This window comes from Glutamicibacter ardleyensis (assembly GCF_014644555.1).
GTDB classification, from domain to species: domain Bacteria; phylum Actinomycetota; class Actinomycetes; order Actinomycetales; family Micrococcaceae; genus Glutamicibacter; species Glutamicibacter bergerei.
On the sequence record NZ_BMKX01000001.1, the window covers coordinates 644,762 to 663,577 of the forward strand.

The 18,816-nt window shown below is 59.5% G+C and carries 16 protein-coding genes; 8 read left to right on the forward strand and 8 right to left on the reverse strand.

What is annotated here, in order from left to right:
• Positions 1 to 141: 141 nt before the first annotated feature.
• On the forward strand, positions 142 to 1,086 hold the full coding sequence (locus IEX04_RS02910; protein ID WP_188683539.1) for a helix-turn-helix domain-containing protein: 945 nt from the start codon (positions 142 to 144) through the stop codon (positions 1,084 to 1,086).
• A 106-nt stretch (positions 1,087 to 1,192) separates the two neighbouring features.
• Here the strand turns inward: IEX04_RS02910 and IEX04_RS02915 are convergent, their stop codons facing one another.
• Entirely contained in the window at positions 1,193 to 2,806 is a 1,614-nt protein-coding gene (locus IEX04_RS02915; RefSeq protein WP_188683541.1) for an FAD-binding oxidoreductase, read from the reverse strand.
• A gap of 218 nt (positions 2,807 to 3,024) precedes the next feature.
• On the opposite strand from IEX04_RS02915, the gene IEX04_RS02920 reads away from it, so the two are divergent.
• Positions 3,025 to 3,801: an SDR family NAD(P)-dependent oxidoreductase gene (locus IEX04_RS02920; protein WP_188683543.1), complete on the forward strand. Its 777-nt coding sequence runs from the start codon at positions 3,025 to 3,027 to the stop codon at positions 3,799 to 3,801.
• 5 nt (positions 3,802 to 3,806) lie between these two features.
• Here IEX04_RS02920 and IEX04_RS02925 read toward each other — a convergent pair whose 3' ends face one another.
• From IEX04_RS02925 to IEX04_RS02935, 3 genes are read right to left on the reverse strand one after another with little or no spacing between them, the layout of a single operon-like run.
• Positions 3,807 to 5,216 carry an alanine racemase gene (locus IEX04_RS02925; protein WP_229676973.1) on the reverse strand — a complete coding sequence of 470 codons (1,410 nt, stop codon included), beginning with the start codon at positions 5,214 to 5,216 and terminating at the stop codon, positions 3,807 to 3,809.
• Positions 5,216 to 6,817 (reverse strand): FAD/NAD(P)-binding protein, encoded by a 1,602-nt coding sequence (locus tag IEX04_RS02930; protein WP_188683545.1) that lies wholly within the window; start codon positions 6,815 to 6,817, stop codon positions 5,216 to 5,218. The genes IEX04_RS02925 and IEX04_RS02930 overlap by 1 nt, the downstream gene beginning before the upstream one ends.
• Positions 6,814 to 7,806, reverse strand: coding sequence for a pyridoxal-phosphate dependent enzyme (locus tag IEX04_RS02935; RefSeq protein WP_188683547.1), 993 nt, complete (start codon positions 7,804 to 7,806; stop codon positions 6,814 to 6,816). The genes IEX04_RS02930 and IEX04_RS02935 overlap by 4 nt, the downstream gene beginning before the upstream one ends.
• 278 nt (positions 7,807 to 8,084) lie before the next feature.
• On the opposite strand from IEX04_RS02935, the gene IEX04_RS02940 reads away from it, so the two are divergent.
• Genes IEX04_RS02940 through IEX04_RS02955 form a run of 4 tightly spaced genes read left to right on the forward strand, consistent with a single transcriptional unit; the run spans position 8,085 to position 12,876 of the window.
• Positions 8,085 to 9,317: an MFS transporter gene (locus tag IEX04_RS02940; protein WP_188683549.1), complete on the forward strand. Its 1,233-nt coding sequence runs from the start codon at positions 8,085 to 8,087 to the stop codon at positions 9,315 to 9,317.
• Between the two features lie 46 nt (positions 9,318 to 9,363).
• Positions 9,364 to 9,600: a helix-turn-helix domain-containing protein gene (locus IEX04_RS19110; RefSeq protein WP_382344609.1), complete on the forward strand. Its 237-nt coding sequence runs from the start codon at positions 9,364 to 9,366 to the stop codon at positions 9,598 to 9,600.
• A gap of 36 nt (positions 9,601 to 9,636) precedes the next feature.
• Positions 9,637 to 10,275 carry a TetR/AcrR family transcriptional regulator gene (locus IEX04_RS02950; RefSeq protein WP_188683551.1) on the forward strand — a complete coding sequence of 213 codons (639 nt, stop codon included), beginning with the start codon at positions 9,637 to 9,639 and terminating at the stop codon, positions 10,273 to 10,275.
• A gap of 42 nt (positions 10,276 to 10,317) precedes the next feature.
• Complete coding sequence (locus tag IEX04_RS02955; protein WP_188683553.1) at positions 10,318 to 12,876, forward strand: MMPL family transporter; 2,559 nt, start codon at positions 10,318 to 10,320, stop codon at positions 12,874 to 12,876.
• A 433-nt stretch (positions 12,877 to 13,309) separates the two neighbouring features.
• On the opposite strand, the gene IEX04_RS02960 is transcribed toward IEX04_RS02955, so the two are convergent.
• The 4 genes from IEX04_RS02960 to IEX04_RS02975 form a co-directional block, all read right to left on the reverse strand.
• The gene (locus IEX04_RS02960; RefSeq protein WP_188683555.1) at positions 13,310 to 14,638 is read right to left on the reverse strand and encodes a HipA domain-containing protein; all 1,329 of its coding nucleotides are present in this window, start codon (positions 14,636 to 14,638) and stop codon (positions 13,310 to 13,312) included.
• 3 nt (positions 14,639 to 14,641) lie between these two features.
• Complete coding sequence (relB, locus tag IEX04_RS02965) at positions 14,642 to 14,860, reverse strand: type II toxin-antitoxin system RelB family anti-toxin (RefSeq protein WP_188683557.1); 219 nt, start codon at positions 14,858 to 14,860, stop codon at positions 14,642 to 14,644.
• Positions 14,861 to 15,365: 505 nt separating this feature from the next.
• Entirely contained in the window at positions 15,366 to 16,391 is a 1,026-nt protein-coding gene (locus tag IEX04_RS02970; RefSeq protein WP_096254392.1) for an Ldh family oxidoreductase, read from the reverse strand.
• A gap of 90 nt (positions 16,392 to 16,481) precedes the next feature.
• On the reverse strand, positions 16,482 to 16,955 hold the full coding sequence (locus IEX04_RS02975) for a hypothetical protein (RefSeq protein WP_096254391.1): 474 nt from the start codon (positions 16,953 to 16,955) through the stop codon (positions 16,482 to 16,484).
• A gap of 219 nt (positions 16,956 to 17,174) precedes the next feature.
• Here IEX04_RS02975 and IEX04_RS02980 point away from each other — a divergent pair, with 219 nt between their 5' ends.
• Both IEX04_RS02980 and IEX04_RS02985 read left to right on the forward strand, forming a co-directional pair.
• On the forward strand, positions 17,175 to 17,861 hold the full coding sequence (locus tag IEX04_RS02980) for an HD domain-containing protein (RefSeq protein WP_096254390.1): 687 nt from the start codon (positions 17,175 to 17,177) through the stop codon (positions 17,859 to 17,861).
• A gap of 22 nt (positions 17,862 to 17,883) precedes the next feature.
• Positions 17,884 to 18,714 carry an IclR family transcriptional regulator gene (locus IEX04_RS02985; RefSeq protein WP_188683559.1) on the forward strand — a complete coding sequence of 277 codons (831 nt, stop codon included), beginning with the start codon at positions 17,884 to 17,886 and terminating at the stop codon, positions 18,712 to 18,714.
• Positions 18,715 to 18,816: the final 102 nt, after the last annotated feature.

The window sequence follows — 18,816 nt, forward strand, 5'->3', positions numbered from 1 at the left end:
AATTTTCCTCAAAGCGCGCTGAGTCCAGGGCCCACTCATTGCTTTATCTTGTGACCCGAATTACAATCGAAACGATACGAATCGAACTTTTTGGGGAAAGGTCACGGCAACCATGCTCATTTTTTCCTTCGGGGCGCAACGATGACCGCCGTACTCGACACCCGCTCGGTACCCGCCGCCGAGCGCCGGGATTACTGGTCCGCAGGGATTGCCGAACGCTTCTTCCCCATGCGCGTCGAGGAATTTGTGTCCCCGTCTTTCGAAGCACGCTTGGCCAGCGGCCAGCTTGGCTCGGTGGCAGTGCAGTCCATCCAAGGACTCGCACACCGAGTGGCACGCACCCAGCAGATGATCGCTGCAGCCGACCCGGAAAGCATCTTGCTCTATTTGCTCACTAAGGGCGAGATTCTCATAGGGCAAGATGAGCGCCAATGCCTGCTGCGACCCGGCGACTTAGCCTGCCAAGACACCTCAACTCCCTCAATCTTTGAAAGCCGCGGGGACTTCGAGGTGCTTGTATTCAGCGTTCCCAAGTGGTTCATTGGGACTCGGGCTGAAACCATCGTCGGCCAGACCGCCATTCGGGTTGGCGGCGGCAGCAGAGGTGGCCTCACTACCTTGACGGCACCGTTCTTGGCGAACCTGGCACGCACCGCGCTCGGCGGCAACTTGGATGAACGGGACGGACCAAGCGCCGCACAAATGCTACTGCCCATGCTGGCCAACATGTTCCAACGAGAAAACCCTTCGGCATTAGCCACCCGGCCGCAGACCCTCTTGGCGCAGATGCAACGCTTCGCGCTGGACCAACTCCACGATCCGCAGCTCGGGCCCGAACTGATCGCACAGGCCCACTACGTTTCGACCCGCTACGTGCACAAGCTCTTCGCGCAAACCGGGCTAGGCGTCTCGGCATGGATTCGCGAACGCCGTCTGGAAGGCGCCGCCGGGGAACTACGGCGTTTCCCGGAAAGTTCCGTTGCCTCGATTGCGGCCAAATGGGGATATCTGCACCCGGCAAGCTTCAGCCGGGCGTTCCGCGAAGTACATGGTTACTCACCCCGGGATGCCCGGCTAGCAGCCTAGCCTGTCGTGGCCAGAGGCTTCGATTTCTTGGCGCCTGCAAGAAGCATAGTGACTTCAAGGGTGCTACTCCCTGCCCTGAAGGCAGGGACTAGCACCCTGAGTTCGCTTAGGCCTGCGGGAATCCAGCCTCGCGCATGCGAGTGCCCCAGATCCCTGACTTGCCCGGGGCGATGATCCCATTCGGATCAAGAGTGTCCTTGATCTGCTCGTTGAAGCGGCGCAGCGCGTGGTCATTGAAGCCGAATTGCTCGGCCGCCAGGTCCATGAAGGACAGGTGCGCCCGGTACTCGCCGTAGCCGCGCTTACCGGCTTCGGCAACCATCCGCTTGGCCAGCGCATACGCATTGGCGACCTGCTCGGGGTTCTTCGTGTCGAAGGCAATTACGTTGATGAACGTGGTCGACCGCGCGTTGATGGGGAGCATGCCGCCGAGGAAATCAAGTCCCGCCTCGGCGCACATTTCCCGCATCATCTTCTGCGCGGCAATCGCATTCTTCCCGGTGAGCGGAATAACCGGCGAGAAATCGACGTGGCCGCCTTCTTCACCACCGGACCAGCCGGCCATCTTGTACAGGTCCTGGCTCGGCACCCCGATCTGCACCCGTTCGTGCGGGTTGGGCAGCGTCTCCCAGGCTTCCTTGTCATGTTTTTGGCCTACCAGGTCAACGCTCGGGATCTGCAGGAAACGCGCTTCAAGCTTGGCGAAGTTATGGTCGACCACGGCCTCGTCGCCATAGAGCGCAAAGCGCATCATCCAACGCCCAAGTCCCATCTCCTTGGCGATCTTGTCGATGACCTCTTCCGGCATCGGGCCCTCGCCGGCGTACCACTCGGCGCGGGTGGTGAGCATTGAGGCCATGCACAGCGTGTTCGATAGCTGCGGGCGCATGTCGATGGTGCCGTCGAGCATGAGCTCGCGCAGCGCGTCCACCACTGCTGGCATCTGCTCCTCATCCCAGACGCGCAGCCACAGCGGCATGTACGTCTCGGGCTTGGGCATCAGCCAGTAGCCCATCTTGGTGACGATGCCGTAGTTGGACTGCATGAACATCTCGGTCGAGGTGGGACCGAGGCCGCGCTTGTACAGCGGCCAGGTCGGGTTGTTGTCCATCGCGCCGGAGCCGGTGCGCATGAGGTCGCCGTTAGGGAGCACCACCTCGAAGCCGCAGTGCGAGGCCTGGTCGATCGAGTACGGCATGTAGGTCAGCCCATGCTCCAGCGTATTCGAGACGACCCCTCCCCAACCGATGTCCACGATGGAGGCAACCAAGTTATGCCCGCCGGCCTCGATGGCGTCATGCAGGTCGTACCAGCTCACGCCCGGCTCCACGATCGCGTAGCCGAGTTCCTCATTGATCTCCAGGACCTTATTCATCTCCCGGAAGGAGAGCATCACCGAGCCGCGCACCTGCGGTGCCGCACCGCCGTAGCCGTTGTTCTTGCCGCGGCCGATGGGCCACAGCGGGATCTTGTATTGGTTGGCAATCTTCACGATCGCCTGCACGTCCTCGGTGCTCCGGGGACTGACAACGCCGGAGGGCACATTGGTGGCAGTGCCCGGGACCTGGAAAGGATCCTGGAAGTCTTCCAGGGATTCGGCGTCGGTGGCGACATTCTCGGCGCCGATGGCCTCGGCGAAAGCTGCCAAGGCGTTGTCCAGGTCGTCTTCGGTGACGCCCGGAGGAAGCGGACGAGTAGTGGTCTCAGAGGTATTGCTCATCTTTTCAGGTCTCCTAGATAGCGCTGAAGGTGAAGCTACTGTGTGAGTTCCATGGTGCGCCAGCTTGCCCCTGTGTGGGGCATCTCTCACTCGATGGTGCAGTGCGTGCACAGAAGTGTGCACGCACTGCACCATCGGTGCCTCGTAGGTTCCACCGGCAATAAGAAGGTGATTGCATAAGGTCAACTACAGGCATCTAAGTAAATGGAGAAATCATCATGACCGATGGTCGTCTAGCTGGAAAAATTGTCCTGCTTACAGGTATCGGCGGTGGCATGGGTCGGGAAACCGCAAGGCTTTTTGCCCGCGAAGGCGCCACATTGGTCGGTTGTGATCTCAACGAGGAAAGCGCGGCGGAAACGGTTCGGCTCATCGAAGCCGAAGGTGGCTCTATCGATTCCAGCGCTCCGGTGGATCTGGGCCAGCGCGAGGCAATCGATGCCTGGATCAATGGCGCCGTCGAACGCTTCGGCAAGGTTGATGTGCTCTACAACAATGCGAGCATGCCTAAATTTGCGCCCTTCGCCCAGATGAGCAGCGAGGATTACCGCTTCACCATCCAGAACGAGCTGGATCTGGTCTGGCATGCCTGCCAGAGCGCGTGGCCGCATTTGGCCAAATCCGGTGGCGCAATTGTGAATATCGGTTCGGTGGCTGGAGTCCAAGGCGCGCGTGTCTTGCCGCAGGCGGCGCACGCGGCTGCTAAGGGTGCAGTCATTGCGCTGACCAAGCAGCTAGCCGCGGAGGGTATCGCGGTGGGCGTCCGGGTCAATTGCGTCAGCCCCGGCGTCATGGCCACCCCACCGATTCTGGCCATGTATGAAGAGCTGGGCGATAAGGCACCGGTAGCGCCGATCGTTGAACGCACCATCTCCGGCAAGCCGGGCGATCCACTAGCAGTTGCGTACGCCGGACTTTATTTCGCCTCAGATGAGGCCAAATGGGTCACCGGTTCGCATCTGGTGGTGGACGGCGGAGCCCACGCGGTGATGTAGGAATTTCAGTCCAGAATCATCGAGTCGATATCGTCTCGAAGCCACCCCTGGCCACCGCTTCTAAGGTTGTTGGCTAGGGGCAGCTGGTGCGACGCGCTTTCGATAATATGCATCAGATACCCGCCGGTATTGGGAAATGCCACGAGGTCTCCGGCGGCAACGCCCTGCGGAAATTCGAAACGGCGCCGCAGAATCAGTTCCTCCTCGATGCAGTAGGCCCCCACCAAAAACGCGCTGAGCGCGACCCGCTCGCTTCGTGGAGTCCCTGCATGTATAAGTATTGGATCCACTAGGAAGTCCGCCGACGTTGAGCGGCACTGGGTTCTGTTCATATGCAAGCCCACCAGCGGCAGCCCGTCACTGCGGGTCTTGACGAAAGCCACCTTTGCAAGCGTCATCCCGCAGCCGTCCAGCAGGCTCCGGCCGGGTTCGCAGCGCAGCTGAACGCCGCGTCGCTTGAGCATCTGGGCAACAGATTCGTGCCCGCCTTCCGGACGGCTTTCAAGGATTTGATCCAGCCACTCTCCACGGATCAACTTCTGGTGGTACGGGTACACCGAGCCGCTTGGCTCGGCTCCCGTGGCGCCCAGCCGGTCGGATTTCCACGTCAAAGACTCATCCCCGGCCGGCAACGCGGCAAGATCCTCCCAAAAGCCGCTCCATTGCGCGGCATCATCCAGATAGGACATCGGGATCCCGCCTCCCATGTCCACAAATTCCGGCGCATGGCCCAAATCCAGCAACGCATCAATGAGCCGCAGCGATTCGGCCAGGACCAATGCCCGCTGCTGAGCGCTGTACCCATTGAGGTGGAAATGGACGCCGCACACCTGAAAGCCCTGCGTTCGTTCGGCCGAGTCAAGGAACTGAAGCCACTGCTCCGCACGGAGCCCGAACCGTGTGGGAGCAATCCTTGGGTTTGCGGAGGCGAGGCGCAGCGCAACCCGTACCCGGCGGCCGGACTGCGCCGCAATATCGAGCAGGTCCAGCGCCTCGTCAACGTTGTCCAGGCTCAGCACCACGTCATTTTCCACCGCCAAGGCGAGCAGTTCTGCTGACTTGACCGCAGCCGTGACGATCAGCAGTTCTGCCGGCACTCCACGTTTCAGGCACTGGTCGAGTTCGTGGAAGCTGGCGACATCCACGCCGCACCCCTCCGCCGCTGCATGGTCGATGGCGCCGATCGTCTTGTTTGCCTTGCGCGCCAAATAGATCTGGAAATCAACGTCATGCTCCGCTGCGGCTTCTCGCAGCTCGGCAATATTCCTGCTCATGGGAGTGAAGTCGTGCAGGTTCAATGGCGATCCATATTGTTGGATCAATTCCTGGCACAACACGGGGTCGGCAAGGAGCCGCTCCATCCACGGTTCCAGCCGCGCGGTCAGCTGGGCAGTTCCGTACATCAGCGGTGGCATCAATAGGCTACTTTCTGGCTTGCGGTGGTGACTTTTCGTGCAATTCTTTGGGCCCAACCACGGTATTCCGGGTGCAGGCTTCGGTTCAGGGTGTCGTGCCCGAGTGTTGGATCCTCGGTGGGCCTGCCCAAGGCGGCTAGCGACTCGTTGCGTTCTCCGCGCGCATTCAGGCATGTACCGTCGGTATCCGTAAGTAATCCGCGTTCCCCGGAACGGATCAGCACCTCGCCGTCGGCAAGCAATCCGCTGATCAAGGTGTTTGCCGGCTGACCATCCGGCGCCGGAGCGGTGAGCACTCCTGCCGGCGCGGTGACGGCATCGATGAACACGGCACCGGATTTAACCGTCTTTGTAGAAGGTTCTTGGCTGAGCAATCCTGCATCGAACAGAGCCAGCAGCTTAAATGCCGTGGGCTCGGGTGGGCCGAAGGCCATGCGTTCCAGGTTCGCGGCCAAGCGGCTGAACTGCTCATGCTCTCCTGTCCGCCAGGGGGTTCTTGCTAGTGCGCTAACCAGCTGGGCATAGACCCCGGACCAGACGATAGCCCAAACCCATTCGTGCGTGGGAGTTTCCAAACCGTGGTTTGCACGCAAGCTCCTGCGCAGCTGTTCGGCCGGGTCTCCCAGAGTTTGCAGGCGCTCTGAGCGCCCCGCTTGCAAGGTTTCCCACAAGGACTTCTTGCTGGCGGGAACCCCGCAGAGTTCCGCACAGTCTTTGGCACAGGAAAGGAGGATCTGCCACAACGCGTCCATCTCGTGGCTGGTGCCATTTGGAGTGCCCCACAGAAGTACTTGCTCCCCATAGGCTTCAAGGGTGCTTTGCAGGTTCGCCGGCACACTTTGAGGCTTTGGACTCATAGGAATGTTGTTCCGTGAGGTCATGGTGATTCGTTCTGGCTCATCCCCGCTAGGTAGATAGCACAAACCCGGCAGACCGTTCGTTGTTCGGGCCTTCCAAGCTCCACCACGTCCCTCGGTCAGGGACAGAATGACGTCATAGGCGGTGAGCGCCGCTCCCCGGCAAAGCACGTGGCTGCCCGCAGGCACCTCGCCCACATTGTTTGTCCCGCGTTCTACAGTGAGCGCGACTGCCGCGATTGAACCTTCCGGAGAATTCTCTGCCCGGTAACCGGCAAGCCCGTGCCCAGTGACTATCACTACCTCGTCATAGAGTTCGTTACCTCGTTGTGTGGTGACCTCCCAGTAGGAGCCACTACGCACCAACTTGCCGACGGCCAAAGCTCGGTGGGCTACCTGCAGATTGCCCTGCTTCCTCAGACGTTCGAACTGCTCCCCCAGATACTCACCGACCAGCGCTCGTGGTGGATACGTATCTGCCTGCGCGCGAGAACTATCCGAGCTCCTCCACTGGTTGAAAGTTTGAGAGCACAGGTTGGAAGAGGCATCGATAATGCGCGCGTTGACGTTCAGCCGCAGTTCGCTGGGTTGCTCGGTATTCCAGACTCGTCCGGCACCGGGCAGATAAGGGTCATAAACATCAACCTGAACCGTCCGAGCAGTTTGCTCATCAAGGCGGTCGTTGAGCTCTAGCAAAGCGAACAGGCACTTCGGACCGCCGCCAATCATGGCTATGCGGGTCATGGAGCCGAAAGCTCTTCTCGCTGCAGAGCCTCTACGCTGTCTGGTTCTTCACCCAGTTGTTCGCGAACCCAGTCGTCGTTGTACACGCTAAGCAGGTATGGAACCCCCGAGTCATGAACCAAGAAGGCAATGCGTGATCCTTGGGGAATCTCGGGCAGTAGCTGCCCCATGGCGGAGACTATTGCCCCGGTGGATGCGCCGGCAAGAATTCCTTCACGGCGCGCAAGCGTCCGACAGCCACGCACCATGTCGATTTCCGGGATCCGGAACACTCGATCTGGCTTCGCCTGCAATGCCAGCTCCGGAACAATTCCTGCGCCCAGACCGGGTAAACGCCTGTTTCCGGATTCGCCACCGAACAGCACCGAGCCCATGGCATCCACGGCAATGAGCTTCGTTGAAAGCCCGTGCTCACGCACATAGTTTTGGCATCCTAGAATTGTGCCGGTAGTGCTTGTGGCGACAAATAACATGTCCAAGCGGCCATCTACCGCTTCCATGATCTCCGGCATAGTGGAGGAAAAATGTGCTGCAGGATTGTGCAGTGAGCCGTACTGGTTCGTGGTGACGGAACCAGGGTTCTCGGCCAACAGTTGCGCAACCCGTTGCCGGCGAGCTGCGAGCTTGTTGCCGTCCGGCTGGTTCACCACGAGATCAACCGTGGCACCGTAGGCACGCATAATGTCCAACGCAGACTTGTTCGCATTCTCGTCGACTACCGCTACAAATTTGATGCCGCGCACCACGCACTGCCGGGACAAGGCAATGCCCAGATTTCCCGACGTTGATTCAATGACCATTCCGCCCGATTGCAGCTGCCCCGATTTCATGAAGGAATCGATCAGGCTTCCTGCCGTGCGTTCCTTGGTGCTACCGGAAAGCTGAAGTAAATCCAGCTTGGCAAAAATCTCGATACCTGGCGCATCAAACAGCCTGTCCAGCTTCACCGTTGGTGAGTTGAACGGGCTCAGGGTTCCAACACTATCCATGATCATTTCTCGCATTCGTGCGTTGGCGAATTCAGCTGGCTTGCACTTCTTCCGTTGAGTTCGAGGACAAGTCCTCCTCACTCCATTTTTCGCAATTCTAAGTGCGAAAGATCGAGACTGGCTAGGAAATCCATGAAATCCCAAGGATTCTTAAATACTGGGTCGAACAGCATATGACGTTACAAAGCCAAGCTTTGGGATAGGTCGTGAAAGAATCCACGGTGTATGCCTTGGATCACGGTCGCTAGATGGCCTGATCCGACGTGGAAGGAAAAGTCATGAACTCAACGAACAATTCAGTCGATACTCACCAGCGCACCGACTCTGCATGGATTATCACTGTCTTCGCAGGAGTTATGGCGGCGCTGCATATCTGGAAGCTCCCTTCGGCCATTCCGGTATTGCAGGAGCAACTGCACTTGTCCCTGATCTTTTCCGGCGTACTTTTGGGTGTGGTTCAGGTGGCCGGCATGCTCGGCGGACTGTCCATGTCTTTGCTGGCCGAAATCTATTCCCAGCGCAAGATCATGATCCTCGGACTGCTGCTGCTCGTGCTCGGCTCGGCCTTAGGCTCTTTCTCCCCCAATGCGGCAATGCTGCTGGGCACACGAGTCATCGAAGGTGCCGGGGTGATCATGTGCAGCGTGATGGGACCCGGCTTGGTGCGCGCCCATGCCCCGCTGAAACGTATGAACCTCGCCGTAGGGTGGTGGGCGGCTTTCATGGGCATAGCTACTTTCTTCGGCGTCTTGGGCACCGCGATTGCCCTGCGCTTCATCTCCTGGCAGATCTGGTGGCTGGTCCTCGCAGCTCTGACGGTGATTCCAATCATTCTGATTCTCAAGTTTGTCTCCGGTTCCGCATCCGGCGGTGGAGCGAACGCGCGGGTGGCTCTGCGGCGTATTGCGGTGACCGCCGCCTCGGGAAAGATCTGGGTTAGCGGGGTTATCTTCGGCTGCTACACGGTGCAGTGGATGGCGATCGTTGGTTTTTTGCCCACCGTTTTCCGTGAAGACGGGCTGTCGCCGATTCTTGGGGGATTATTCTCGGCTGTAGTCGGCGGGCTGAATGCCCTCGGAGCGATCATCACCGGATTGCTGCTGCAACGTGGCATCGCCGGCAAGCGCCTACTGTTGGGCTCATTTGTGATCATGGCCGTAACGGCCGTGCTGACTTTCGCGATCGACTACCCGAAAACTCTGGTCCTCGTTCAGGTGCTTTGCGTGGGGCTGTTCTCCTTATGCGGTGCGGCCGTTCCTGCCACGATGACTCGCTTGGCGGTGGATCTGGCGCCGGAGGGCGGCTCGGCCCCGGCCGCCATGGGCCTGATGCAGCAGATCTTTAATATCGGAAACTTCACCGGTCCCATGCTTGTCGCCTGGCTGGTAGTCCTCACTGGAGGCTGGTCTTCCACCTGGTGGGTGAGCGTGTTCTTCGGGACCCTTGGCTTAGCCATGGTCTTAGTTCTATTGCCCAGGAACTCTCCGCTGAATTCAATCCAGCACGCCTAGTTCCACCGGATAATACTGTGCAGCGCATTATCGGCTGCACGCGCGCATCTGCGCAGCGTTACATATCCACGCCAATACCCTGTATAACCGACTGGAGCGTATCGACAAGCTCATTGGGCCGGGGTGGAAAGATTCCTCACGGAATCTGGACCTCCAGCTGGCCATGCGCCTGAACCAGGCGCTCATGCGGCATGACCAAACCGTTTGCCGCAGCCGCCGGCTGCACCCGCGGTTCGCCACTAGGCCGGCGCGCGAGAGTCGCATCACACCTGCCGTCAGATAGTTGCACTGAATGCATCGATGCACTTAGTGTAATCAGGTGAATACTCCCCTGACGGCGGTTGACCGCCGTACCGAGATCAAGGCAAAGCATCGCCAGTCGATCATCGACGCCGCCTCGAAAATCATGCGCGAGCGTCAGAGCAGTGAGTTCTCCGTTGACGACTTGGCACTTGCAGCAAATGTCTCCCGCCGCACGATCTTCAACCATTTCGCCTCCCTCGATGACGTGATCATTGAGGCATGCGGCAAAGAACTCACACGGGTCGTTGAACACCTTGCCTCCATTTCGCCGGCGTCCGGCAGTACCAAGGTCCCCATTTTTGATGACCTTGCACAGACCTTTCGCCAAGCAGATCTGATCACCGCCATGGTCTACCTGACAAAGGTCCTTGGCAGCGATGATCCCCGGCTTACGCCACGTCAGGCTCAAATGGCCGGACGCGCGTTTACCGAAATTAATGAACACCTCGGGCGGGAATTGCACGGCCGGCACCCCGATGCGGATCCGCTTGAGGTGGGTTTGTTGGTCAGCACCATGACCAACGGCTTGCTGGTGATTTACCTGCACTGGATCTCGGTCTGCGGCGCCGTCGACTCACCGGAATCCAGGAAGCTGTGGTCACAACTTGTCGAACGGCTGATTAGCTCGCTGCGCACCGGGTTTGGGTCCCACTAACTCCACTAAGAAGCATCTTTTACAACAAACTACGAAGGACTCATGGCTGAATTTCTGTATCGTCTTGGACGCGGCTCCGCCCGCCATGCACGAAAAATCCTGGCCGCGTGGTTCGCGGTACTGCTGGCCGTGGGCGTGGCCTTCGCGCTGGGTGGCGGAACGCTGTCAAACGCCATGTCGATTCCCGGCACCCCCACCGCGCAGGTCACCGACAAGCTTGCCGAGAAGTTCCCCGAGGCTTCGGGCGGCACCGGCAGTGTCGTAGCCCAAACCAGCGACGGCAGGGCCTTCACGCCGGCGCAGGAAAAAGCAATCAGCAAGATCATCACCAAGGCAACCACGATCAATGGCATCGAAACCATCGTTGATCCCTTTGCCAGCGAGGCCGAGCGCAGCAAGCAGGCCAAGGACATCAAGGATGGCAAGGCCCAAATCACCGACGCCCGTGAGCAGCTAACTGCGGGCACCACCCAACTTGATGATGCCGAGGCCCAACTGAATACCGGGCGCGAACAGCTCGAGCAGGCCATCAGCCAGGCCAAGGCGGCCGGCATGTACGAGCCGGCCAAGGCCCAATTCGACGCACAGCTTGCCCAGCTGGACGCCGGCGCCGCCGAGCTGGAGAAGCAACGCGCAGCACTTGAAGAAAACACACCCGAGCTTGAGGCACAGCAAGAGTCCCTTGAGCAGGGCGCCTCACTGCTGGAGATGGCAGCCGAAATCCGCACCGTGTCCCAGGACGGCGCAGCCGCGGTCATCACCACGGTCTTCACCGAGGCACAGATGGATATCGCCCAGGAAACCAAGGATCAACTGGTTGCGGCATTCGACGACACCCCCGTTGCGGGCGTCAGCTTCGACTACTCCTCCGAGGTCTCCCAGGGCATCCCCAGCGTCTTTGGCGTAGGCGAGGCCATTGGCCTGCTGGTCGCCGGAATCGTCCTGGTAGTCATGCTGGGGACACTGATCGGTGCGGGGCTTCCGCTGCTGACGGCCCTGGTGGGCGTTGCCATCGGCGCCCTGGGCGCCATGTCGCTGTCCAGCGTGCTGGACATGTCCTCGGTAACCCCGATGCTCGGCTTAATGCTGGGTCTGGCGGTGGGCATCGACTACTCGTTGTTCATCATCAACCGCCACCGCCACCAGCTCAAGGACGGCTACTCGGTCCGCGAGTCGATCGCCTTGGCCAACGGCACCTCCGGCAATGCCGTGGTCTTTGCCGGCGCCACCGTGTTCATCGCCTTGCTGGCACTAAATGTCACGCGCATTCCGTTCCTGGGACTTATGGGCTCCGTTGGCGCGGTCAGCGTCCTGATTGCCGTGCTGGTGGCCATCACCATGACCCCGGCACTGCTTTCACTGGTGGGGACCAAGATCCTCAGCCGCAAGGAACGCACAGCGCTGGCTGCCGGTGCAGCGGCGCAACCAGTGCTCGCCCCGTCCCCGAAGAAGGCCGTGCGTGCAATGTCCACCAAGGGCGCCATCGGCACCGCGGTGGTCTCTATCGCGCTCTTGCTGGTGCTCGCGATTCCAGCACTAGACCTGCGGCTGAACCTGCCCGACGGGTCTTCCGAAGCCCACGACACCACGCAGTACCGCGCGTATTCGGCCATCTCCGAGCGGTTCGGCGAAGGCCAGAACGGTCCGCTGCTGGTGGTCGCCGACCTTCCCGCCACCAACACCGACGAGGCGGCGCTGGCTTACCAGCGCGAGATCGCCGAGGCGCTCTTCGCCCAGCCAGACGTGGTTGCTATTGCCCCGGCAGGCACCTCCACGGACCGCACGGTAGCCGCATTCCAGGTCATCCCTGCGCAGGGCCCCACCAGCGTTTCCACCGAAAACCTGGTGCACGACCTGCGTGGACTCTCACCGCTGGACGGCAAATTTGAGATTGGCGTGGCCGGTGCGGCCAGTGGCAACGTGGACATCTCAGAGAAGCTGGCCCAAGCCCTGCCGATATACCTGGGCGTGGTGGTGGGGCTGTCCATGATCATCCTGATCTTGGTGTTCCGCTCGATTTTTGTGCCGGTTGTTGCCACGCTCGGTTTCATCCTTTCCTACTTCGCGGCCCTCGGCGGAGTGGTGGCCATCTACCAGTGGGGTTGGTTCTCCGCGGTCTTCGGGGTTGATACCCCGGGGCCCATCCTGAACTTCCTGCCCACGCTGTTGGTCGGAATTCTCTTCGGGCTGGCCATGGATTACCAGCTGTTCATCGGCTCGGGCATGCGCGAGGCCTACGCCCATGGTGCCAGCTCGCGGCTGGCCGTGGTCCAAGGCGTGCGCGCCGGACGCGCGGTGGTATCCGCGGCCGCGATCATCATGATCTCGGTCTTCGGCGGCTTTGTGTTCTCACACAGCGCGATGATCCGACCGATCGGCTTTGCCTTGGCTTTCGGCGTACTGGTTGATGCGTTTGTGGTTCGCATGCTTTTGATCCCGGCACTTATGCACTTGGCCGGCGACAAGGCCTGGTGGCTGCCGAAGTGGCTAAACCGGATTCTGCCGGATATCGATGTGGAAGGCGCTTCTTTGGAACGTCGTCATCCGCATGCAGAGGCCGAGGGTTCACCGGACCCGGCTGTGCCTGCCAAGAGCAGCTAGCTCGGTCCGCAGCTGGATCCCTCGGGGCGGTTGCCACCATCACGATGGTGGCAACAGCCCTGAGGCGTTTAATCGATCCGTGTTTATGCGAATCCATGAGGTAACTGTTCGGGGGTCGGCAAAAAGGGATTCAACGTTATTGCTAAGGACACTACCTACACCTAGTCCGCGTTTGAGGACAACTGATCTTCTGCGACTCTCGGATCCGCTGGTCTCACACATCTAGGGGTGTTTGGCATTCAAACTGCTTCAGCATTTACCCCCGTGAGGTTCCCTGTCGAAGGATTGATGTCATGGTGCCCTTGCACCTGCATCATCCAAGTGCGATATACGAGCGGAACCAGTAGCGCAACAGCGTCAAGCGTGAGAAGTTCGCTGTTGAGCGTTTCACCGGTTTGGGAATGGTAGCTCAGTGACCCCCTGTGTGGGATGGTTACGGTTCTCTCACTGGAGGAAGTTTCGAGATGGGTGCCAAATTGCTCAGGGCAATCGGTCCACTGGCAATTGCCGCTTTCCTACCGTTCAGCAGATTTTTAGCATGGCCGGCAACTAGGAGGGGCAGCTTCTCGCTGCCGCCGCGTAGCTCGATTTCTTGGCTGGCATATCGAAGCTTTTCCAAAGTCTCATTGACAATTTCCAACGCCCGATTCTCTTTGAGCCCCCACGATGCAGCCTCCGAAATCAACCGTTCGCGGGTGACGTGCGGCTGATGCGAGATCCCGTCGATCTTCATCGAGGGTGTGACGGGTCGACCATAGTAAAGAATCTGAGGAGTGACGTCGTATAACGGAGCCAACTCGATACGCCCATCAGGCCTGTGGAGGATGGAGAAATTCTTTCCATGGGCGTCAGTGTTTCCGCAAACAACGTTTGCCACGACGTAGGCCAAAAGCTGCTCGCGGTCATCAAGGCCTTGCCCGAAAGCTGTGCGTCGCCGGCTCAAGATACCTGCCATATTTTTGAGAGTGGCACGGTAAGGGTGATTGTGCTCAAACTTCGAATCGGCATCCCACGGAAGACCGATCGCCTGAGCCAAATCTTCTTGGTGGACTCGCCCAATGACCCCTTGGTCATCGGTGAACCGATCGTATCTTTCGATCACCAAAGCGGAGGTGCCATCAAATATTGACACCTCGCTGGCGAAGTTCACCAGATCACACCTTCTACCGAGTTCCAGGCAGTACGCTTCATCAAAAAGTGCACGCAGTCCGCGCGCGGAGTCCTCGTCTACGCAAGGCTTCACTATGTGCGTACTCGGTGCACCATTCACTGCATCGTGCCAGGCTCCATCGATACGGGCCATCGTCATCTTTGGTTGATAGCCGGCCAGTGATCCTCCACCGCCTACTTGGCCTAACGTGTGGAGGTTGATGCGCCCGATTTTTTGTGCGACTTGGGCGTCGGTCATCGGCTCATAGCTACCTACCGATAGATCTGATATTTCACCAATTTGCAGTGCCCCGGCTACATCGAGTCCTGCGTATGCGAGATGTCCAAACACGTCGGGGCGCTCTGCCCCGGAATCTCGAACAAGGTTCTCCAGACCTTTACCCTCGGGAAGCAGTCCTCCAAAAAATGCTGTTGCCGCTCCTGGCAGAGACTGACGAGGGCCCAGCGGCAGGCTCAAGGAAACAATCGTCGAACCAATGCCAAATTTGGCCATTCCTTCACTGGTGGACTGATAGGTGATTTGATCGCGAGAAATGCGACGGATGTCGCCGACATAAACTCCGTAGATGTGGATTGGAAGGGTTGCATCCACTGGCTACCGGGCCTCCCTGAACGAAAGCTCAATTCCGAGCGCTGACAAGACTTCGAGGAGCCTGGCATTGAGCACTTTTGGCTTGCCCGTTTCCAGTTCAGAAAGGTAGCGTTGGCTGACTCCGAGACGCTCCGCAAGTTCTACCTGTGAGAGTCCGTGACGTTGCCGCACAGCCAACACCATCAACCCGAGGTCGGATGTCTTGCGGATGATCCCATGCATTTTCATTACCTTTACGTAGTAAAGAAGATTTCATTACCTTTTCGTAATCATAGCACCGCTATGAGCTATTCGTAATAGGGGATGTATCCAAAGCAAACACCCACACCCAATACCGCGCCCAAGGACCGCCGGATTCCCCCGTCGCGCATCTGGCGTGCAATATGCAGGGTGTCTAACAAGCAAAGATTCGCAGGAAAGCCGGGAAGCAGATAGCCATCCATGGTCGGATCGGGTTGTCCGGAGACAAAACGCGAAATCGCCGAGGAGTAGTCTCGGCACGTTGCACCAACACATTACCCACCGTCCGCTTTTAGGATCTCAGCAACACCAATGCCAATCGAACGAAAAATCACTTACCTCGTCAGGTTTTCACGCAATCCAACGAAGACTACTTGATCAGCTCCGAGAAGTCTGCAGCTTGCAGGACCCAGGTTCAGGCTCTATCTCTTCCTCCTGCGGATACAAGGCCACCCCTGTCCGGCACTTCAAGATCAACGTTGCAAACCTATCTGACCTGCGGTGCATCCACCTTCAGCTGCTCGGCAATCTGGAACAACGAAGCCGTGGTCACGGGGTTGAGCAAGATTGTATTATCCGCGGCGAGCTGTTCGGCACTTGGAGCATTTTCACCGGGAGCGCGCACCGCAGACTGACCGGCTTCCATTTCGGTGTCCTTCACATAGGCGATGAATTCTTCCACCTGCGCGGTGTACTCATTCAGGTCACGTAGTTGCGCCACATCGATGGCAATGATCAGCGTTCCTTGGGCTTCTTCGCTCTTGCGTCCTGAGACGGTGTCCGAACCGGACAGCGCACCGCCGAGAGCTTCAACAAGTAGCGCTAATCCAAAGCCTTTAAACCCGCCAAAGGGTTTGAGGTGTCCGCCGGCTCCGACCCATTGTTCTGATACCTTAGCGCCGCTGTCTTTCTCATAGTGCAGTCGTCCGGAGGCTACCGCGCTGGTGGCAAAATCAAGCACCATGTGCGGGGCTTGGGCACGCGGCACCCCGGCGGCGATGGGGTTGGTGGAGAGCCGCGGCTGCAGCCCGCCGGGCGGAAGCACCGATTGCAGTGAGCCGTTATTGTTTCCGAAGATCAGAGTGATCACTCCCGCCTCGGCCGCCTGCTCGCAGAAGGGTGCAAAGCGTCCGGCGAAGTCGCTATTGCGCACGGTGACGGCACTAATGCCGTACTCCTTGGCGCGTTCTACGGCGAGCGCGGTGGCATCGCGTAAGGCAAAATGTCCGGGAGCACGGTTGCCGTTCAGCGCAAGCAGTGCCCCAGAATCTTTCTCAACGCTAGTCTTGGCTGACGGGTTTGTCTTGCCTTCCAAGGCCCGGCCCACGTATTCCGGTAGCCGGCGCAAGCCGTGGGAGGGGTGGCCCGCAATTTCGGAGGCCACCAGGTGATAGGCCATGTAGCTGGCATCTTCCACGCTGGCTCCCACAGCCTGCATGCAGCACACCGTGAACTCTTCGAGCTGTTGCGAGCTGAAGGCCGTGGACTCGTTCTGGTTTGCCGATTGACTCACTGCATCTCCTTGGCTGATTTGCGGTGCTGGCTGTAGCCAGCCACCATATCCGGATACTTCCCTACAACGCTGCTGAATTCAATTCGAGGTCTATTCGGCGAAGGCGGGGGTCTTCACCCGGCATTCCACGCGTTCTCCCACGGCACCGGTTTTTGTGCTGATCTCTTTTTCGCCGTCGAGCAGTACCCGGCAGGTCGCGCTGGCTCCCTTGCGCGGGGTGGCTGCAACACCGGCGTCGTCTTCGGCGGTAACTATCGTCGTTTCCCGCCAGGTTGCGGTGTCTGCATTCTTCGCGTCATTAACCGTCGCCGCCGTTTCCACGGTGGTTTCCGCCGAGGCCTCACCGCGCCCCGGGGATTCGAGGTAAACGATCTGGTCCACGGCGTTGATCGTCTCGCCGGTGACCGTGACCTCGTAGGTCACGCTCCACGCGTCGGCGGTCTGCTTGTTGAAGGATTCCACGGCTCCGCACCCGGTGAGCGATATCCCCGCAATGACCGCCATCGCGCAAACCGCCGCACGCTTGCCCGGCCGCGCCGTCTTCACCCATCCACCCAAATTCATTCGTTCCTCCGGATCAATTACGGGTACCGGGCTCCGGCCCCAATCTTCAGCCTACAAGTCCGCGCGTGCCCGACACCTCAACCGGCAGGTGGAAAATCCGTCGGCCCGGCTGCGACCAGCGAGGTAGCACCCGGCCATGGGCCGGGCCTCCTTTATACGGCATCCACTGGATGGAAGCACGCACTAGCCGTGCGGTGATTGCTCTGCAACTATTGCCCCATGACTAAGCTGCAGCCGGAAACAAATTTTTATGGCCACAATGTTTCAGCCTTTCTCGGACCAAGCCCGGCAACGCTCTTCGAGCAGCACCCGCTGCTAGCCAGTCTCTGGGAAGACGCTAAGGGGTATCTGCTGGTGCGCAGCAACGACGCGCACACCCTCTACGCGGTATCGCTGGCCAAGACGCTGCTCAGCCACCACCGGCACGCCGACCCGGATATTGTCTTGCCGGCCATACTGCTGCACGATATCGGCTGGTCATCCGTAGTGCCAGATTTGGTACTCTCGGCCATCGCCCCGGGCGGCGGAAATAAAGAGCTGGTCTTACAGCATGAAAAAGAAGGCGCCCGACTGGCCGGAGAACTCCTGGCAAAACACGGGGTCGGCCCGGACGTCCTAGAGCGCATCAGCTTCATCATCGATGGCCACGATTCCCGCAAGGAATCCACCAGCTTAGAAGACAGCCTGGTCAAGGACGCGGACAAGCTCTGGCGGCTGACTCCCCACGGGATCGACACGGTGATGGACTGGTTCGGGCTGACCCGGCTGCAGGCGGTGGACCTGTGCGAATCACGGGTCATCAACCACCTGTTTACCGACACTGCGCGCATCATCGCCACCGGTTTGCTCGCGGTGGAACGCGCCAATCTCTTCGAGCAACGGCTAGCCTTGGACTCACCAAGCTAGTTCTGCACCCAAGGAGCAACTCATGGCCGGTGGCACCTCGCAGCCCGGACGCAGCGTCACCTCTAAAATCCTGGCCATCCTGGCGGCTTTTGAAACGACCCGGCGCGCCTTGAGCCTGACCGAAATCGCCGCGTCCGCGAACCTGCCGCTGTCCACCACGCACCGGCTGGTCGGCGAGCTCATCGAAGCCGGCATGCTCAGCCGCACCCCGAACGGCGGAATCCAACTGGGTCTGCGGCTGTGGTCCATCGCGCAGAACACCGGCAGGCAGCTGCGCGATACCGCCCGACCCTTTGTCCAGGATCTTTTTTCACTCACCGGCGAAACCAGTCAGCTGGCCATCCGGGACGGCAACTCGGCGTTGTACATCGACCGGGTGTATGGCACCAAACGCATCGCCCGGGCCTCGCGGGTCGGCGGCCGGCTACCCCTGCATGCCACGGCGGTGGGCAAGGTGATCCTGGCTTTTTCTGAAGCCTGGGTGATGGACGCCTATTTGGAGCATCCGCTGGAATCGCTTACCGCGCAATCCCATACCTCCCCCATTCAGCTGCGCAAGGAACTGGAACAGGTCAGGGCGAACAACTTTGCGGTCACCCGGGAAGAAGTGCGGCTGGGCACCTGCTCCATCGCGGTTCCGGTGTATCACACCGGTCGTCTGGGGTGCTCCATAGGTTTAGTTGTCCCCTCTTCGCACGCATCCAATATGGAGCGCCACCTGCCGGTTCTCAACGGCATTGCTAAACGCCTGGAAGCTGCGACAGTGCATATTCCGCTGGAAACGCTGCTTGGTGTGATCACCGGCAAGGACAAAAACATTCCGGACCTAGACGAGGATGAGGACCGACCCTAGGCAGAAAGACAACTTCCACTGGACGGAAGATGCACCTTCCGTTCGAGTATGCCGTGGGTAACACTTGGGATCAGTAAACGTTACGTGGATCACAGATTCGCG

Coding starts and splice junctions, on each gene's coding strand:
- IEX04_RS02930 (WP_188683545.1), bottom strand. CDS start 6,817: ATGACCCGCATAGCCATGATTGGCGGCGGTCCGAAGTGCCTGTTCGCT.
- IEX04_RS02955 (WP_188683553.1), top strand. CDS start 10,318: ATGGCTGAATTTCTGTATCGTCTTGGACGCGGCTCCGCCCGCCATGCA.
- relB (WP_188683557.1), bottom strand. CDS start 14,860: ATGCATGGGATCATCCGCAAGACATCCGACCTCGGGTTGATGGTGTTG.
- IEX04_RS02915 (WP_188683541.1), bottom strand. CDS start 2,806: ATGAGCAATACCTCTGAGACCACTACTCGTCCGCTTCCTCCGGGCGTC.
- IEX04_RS02910 (WP_188683539.1), top strand. CDS start 142: ATGACCGCCGTACTCGACACCCGCTCGGTACCCGCCGCCGAGCGCCGG.
- IEX04_RS02920 (WP_188683543.1), top strand. CDS start 3,025: ATGACCGATGGTCGTCTAGCTGGAAAAATTGTCCTGCTTACAGGTATC.
- IEX04_RS02975 (WP_096254391.1), bottom strand. CDS start 16,955: ATGAATTTGGGTGGATGGGTGAAGACGGCGCGGCCGGGCAAGCGTGCG.
- IEX04_RS02935 (WP_188683547.1), bottom strand. CDS start 7,806: ATGGATAGTGTTGGAACCCTGAGCCCGTTCAACTCACCAACGGTGAAG.
- IEX04_RS02940 (WP_188683549.1), top strand. CDS start 8,085: ATGAACTCAACGAACAATTCAGTCGATACTCACCAGCGCACCGACTCT.
- IEX04_RS02985 (WP_188683559.1), top strand. CDS start 17,884: ATGGCCGGTGGCACCTCGCAGCCCGGACGCAGCGTCACCTCTAAAATC.
- IEX04_RS02980 (WP_096254390.1), top strand. CDS start 17,175: ATGACTAAGCTGCAGCCGGAAACAAATTTTTATGGCCACAATGTTTCA.
- IEX04_RS02925 (WP_229676973.1), bottom strand. CDS start 5,216: ATGCCACCGCTGATGTACGGAACTGCCCAGCTGACCGCGCGGCTGGAA.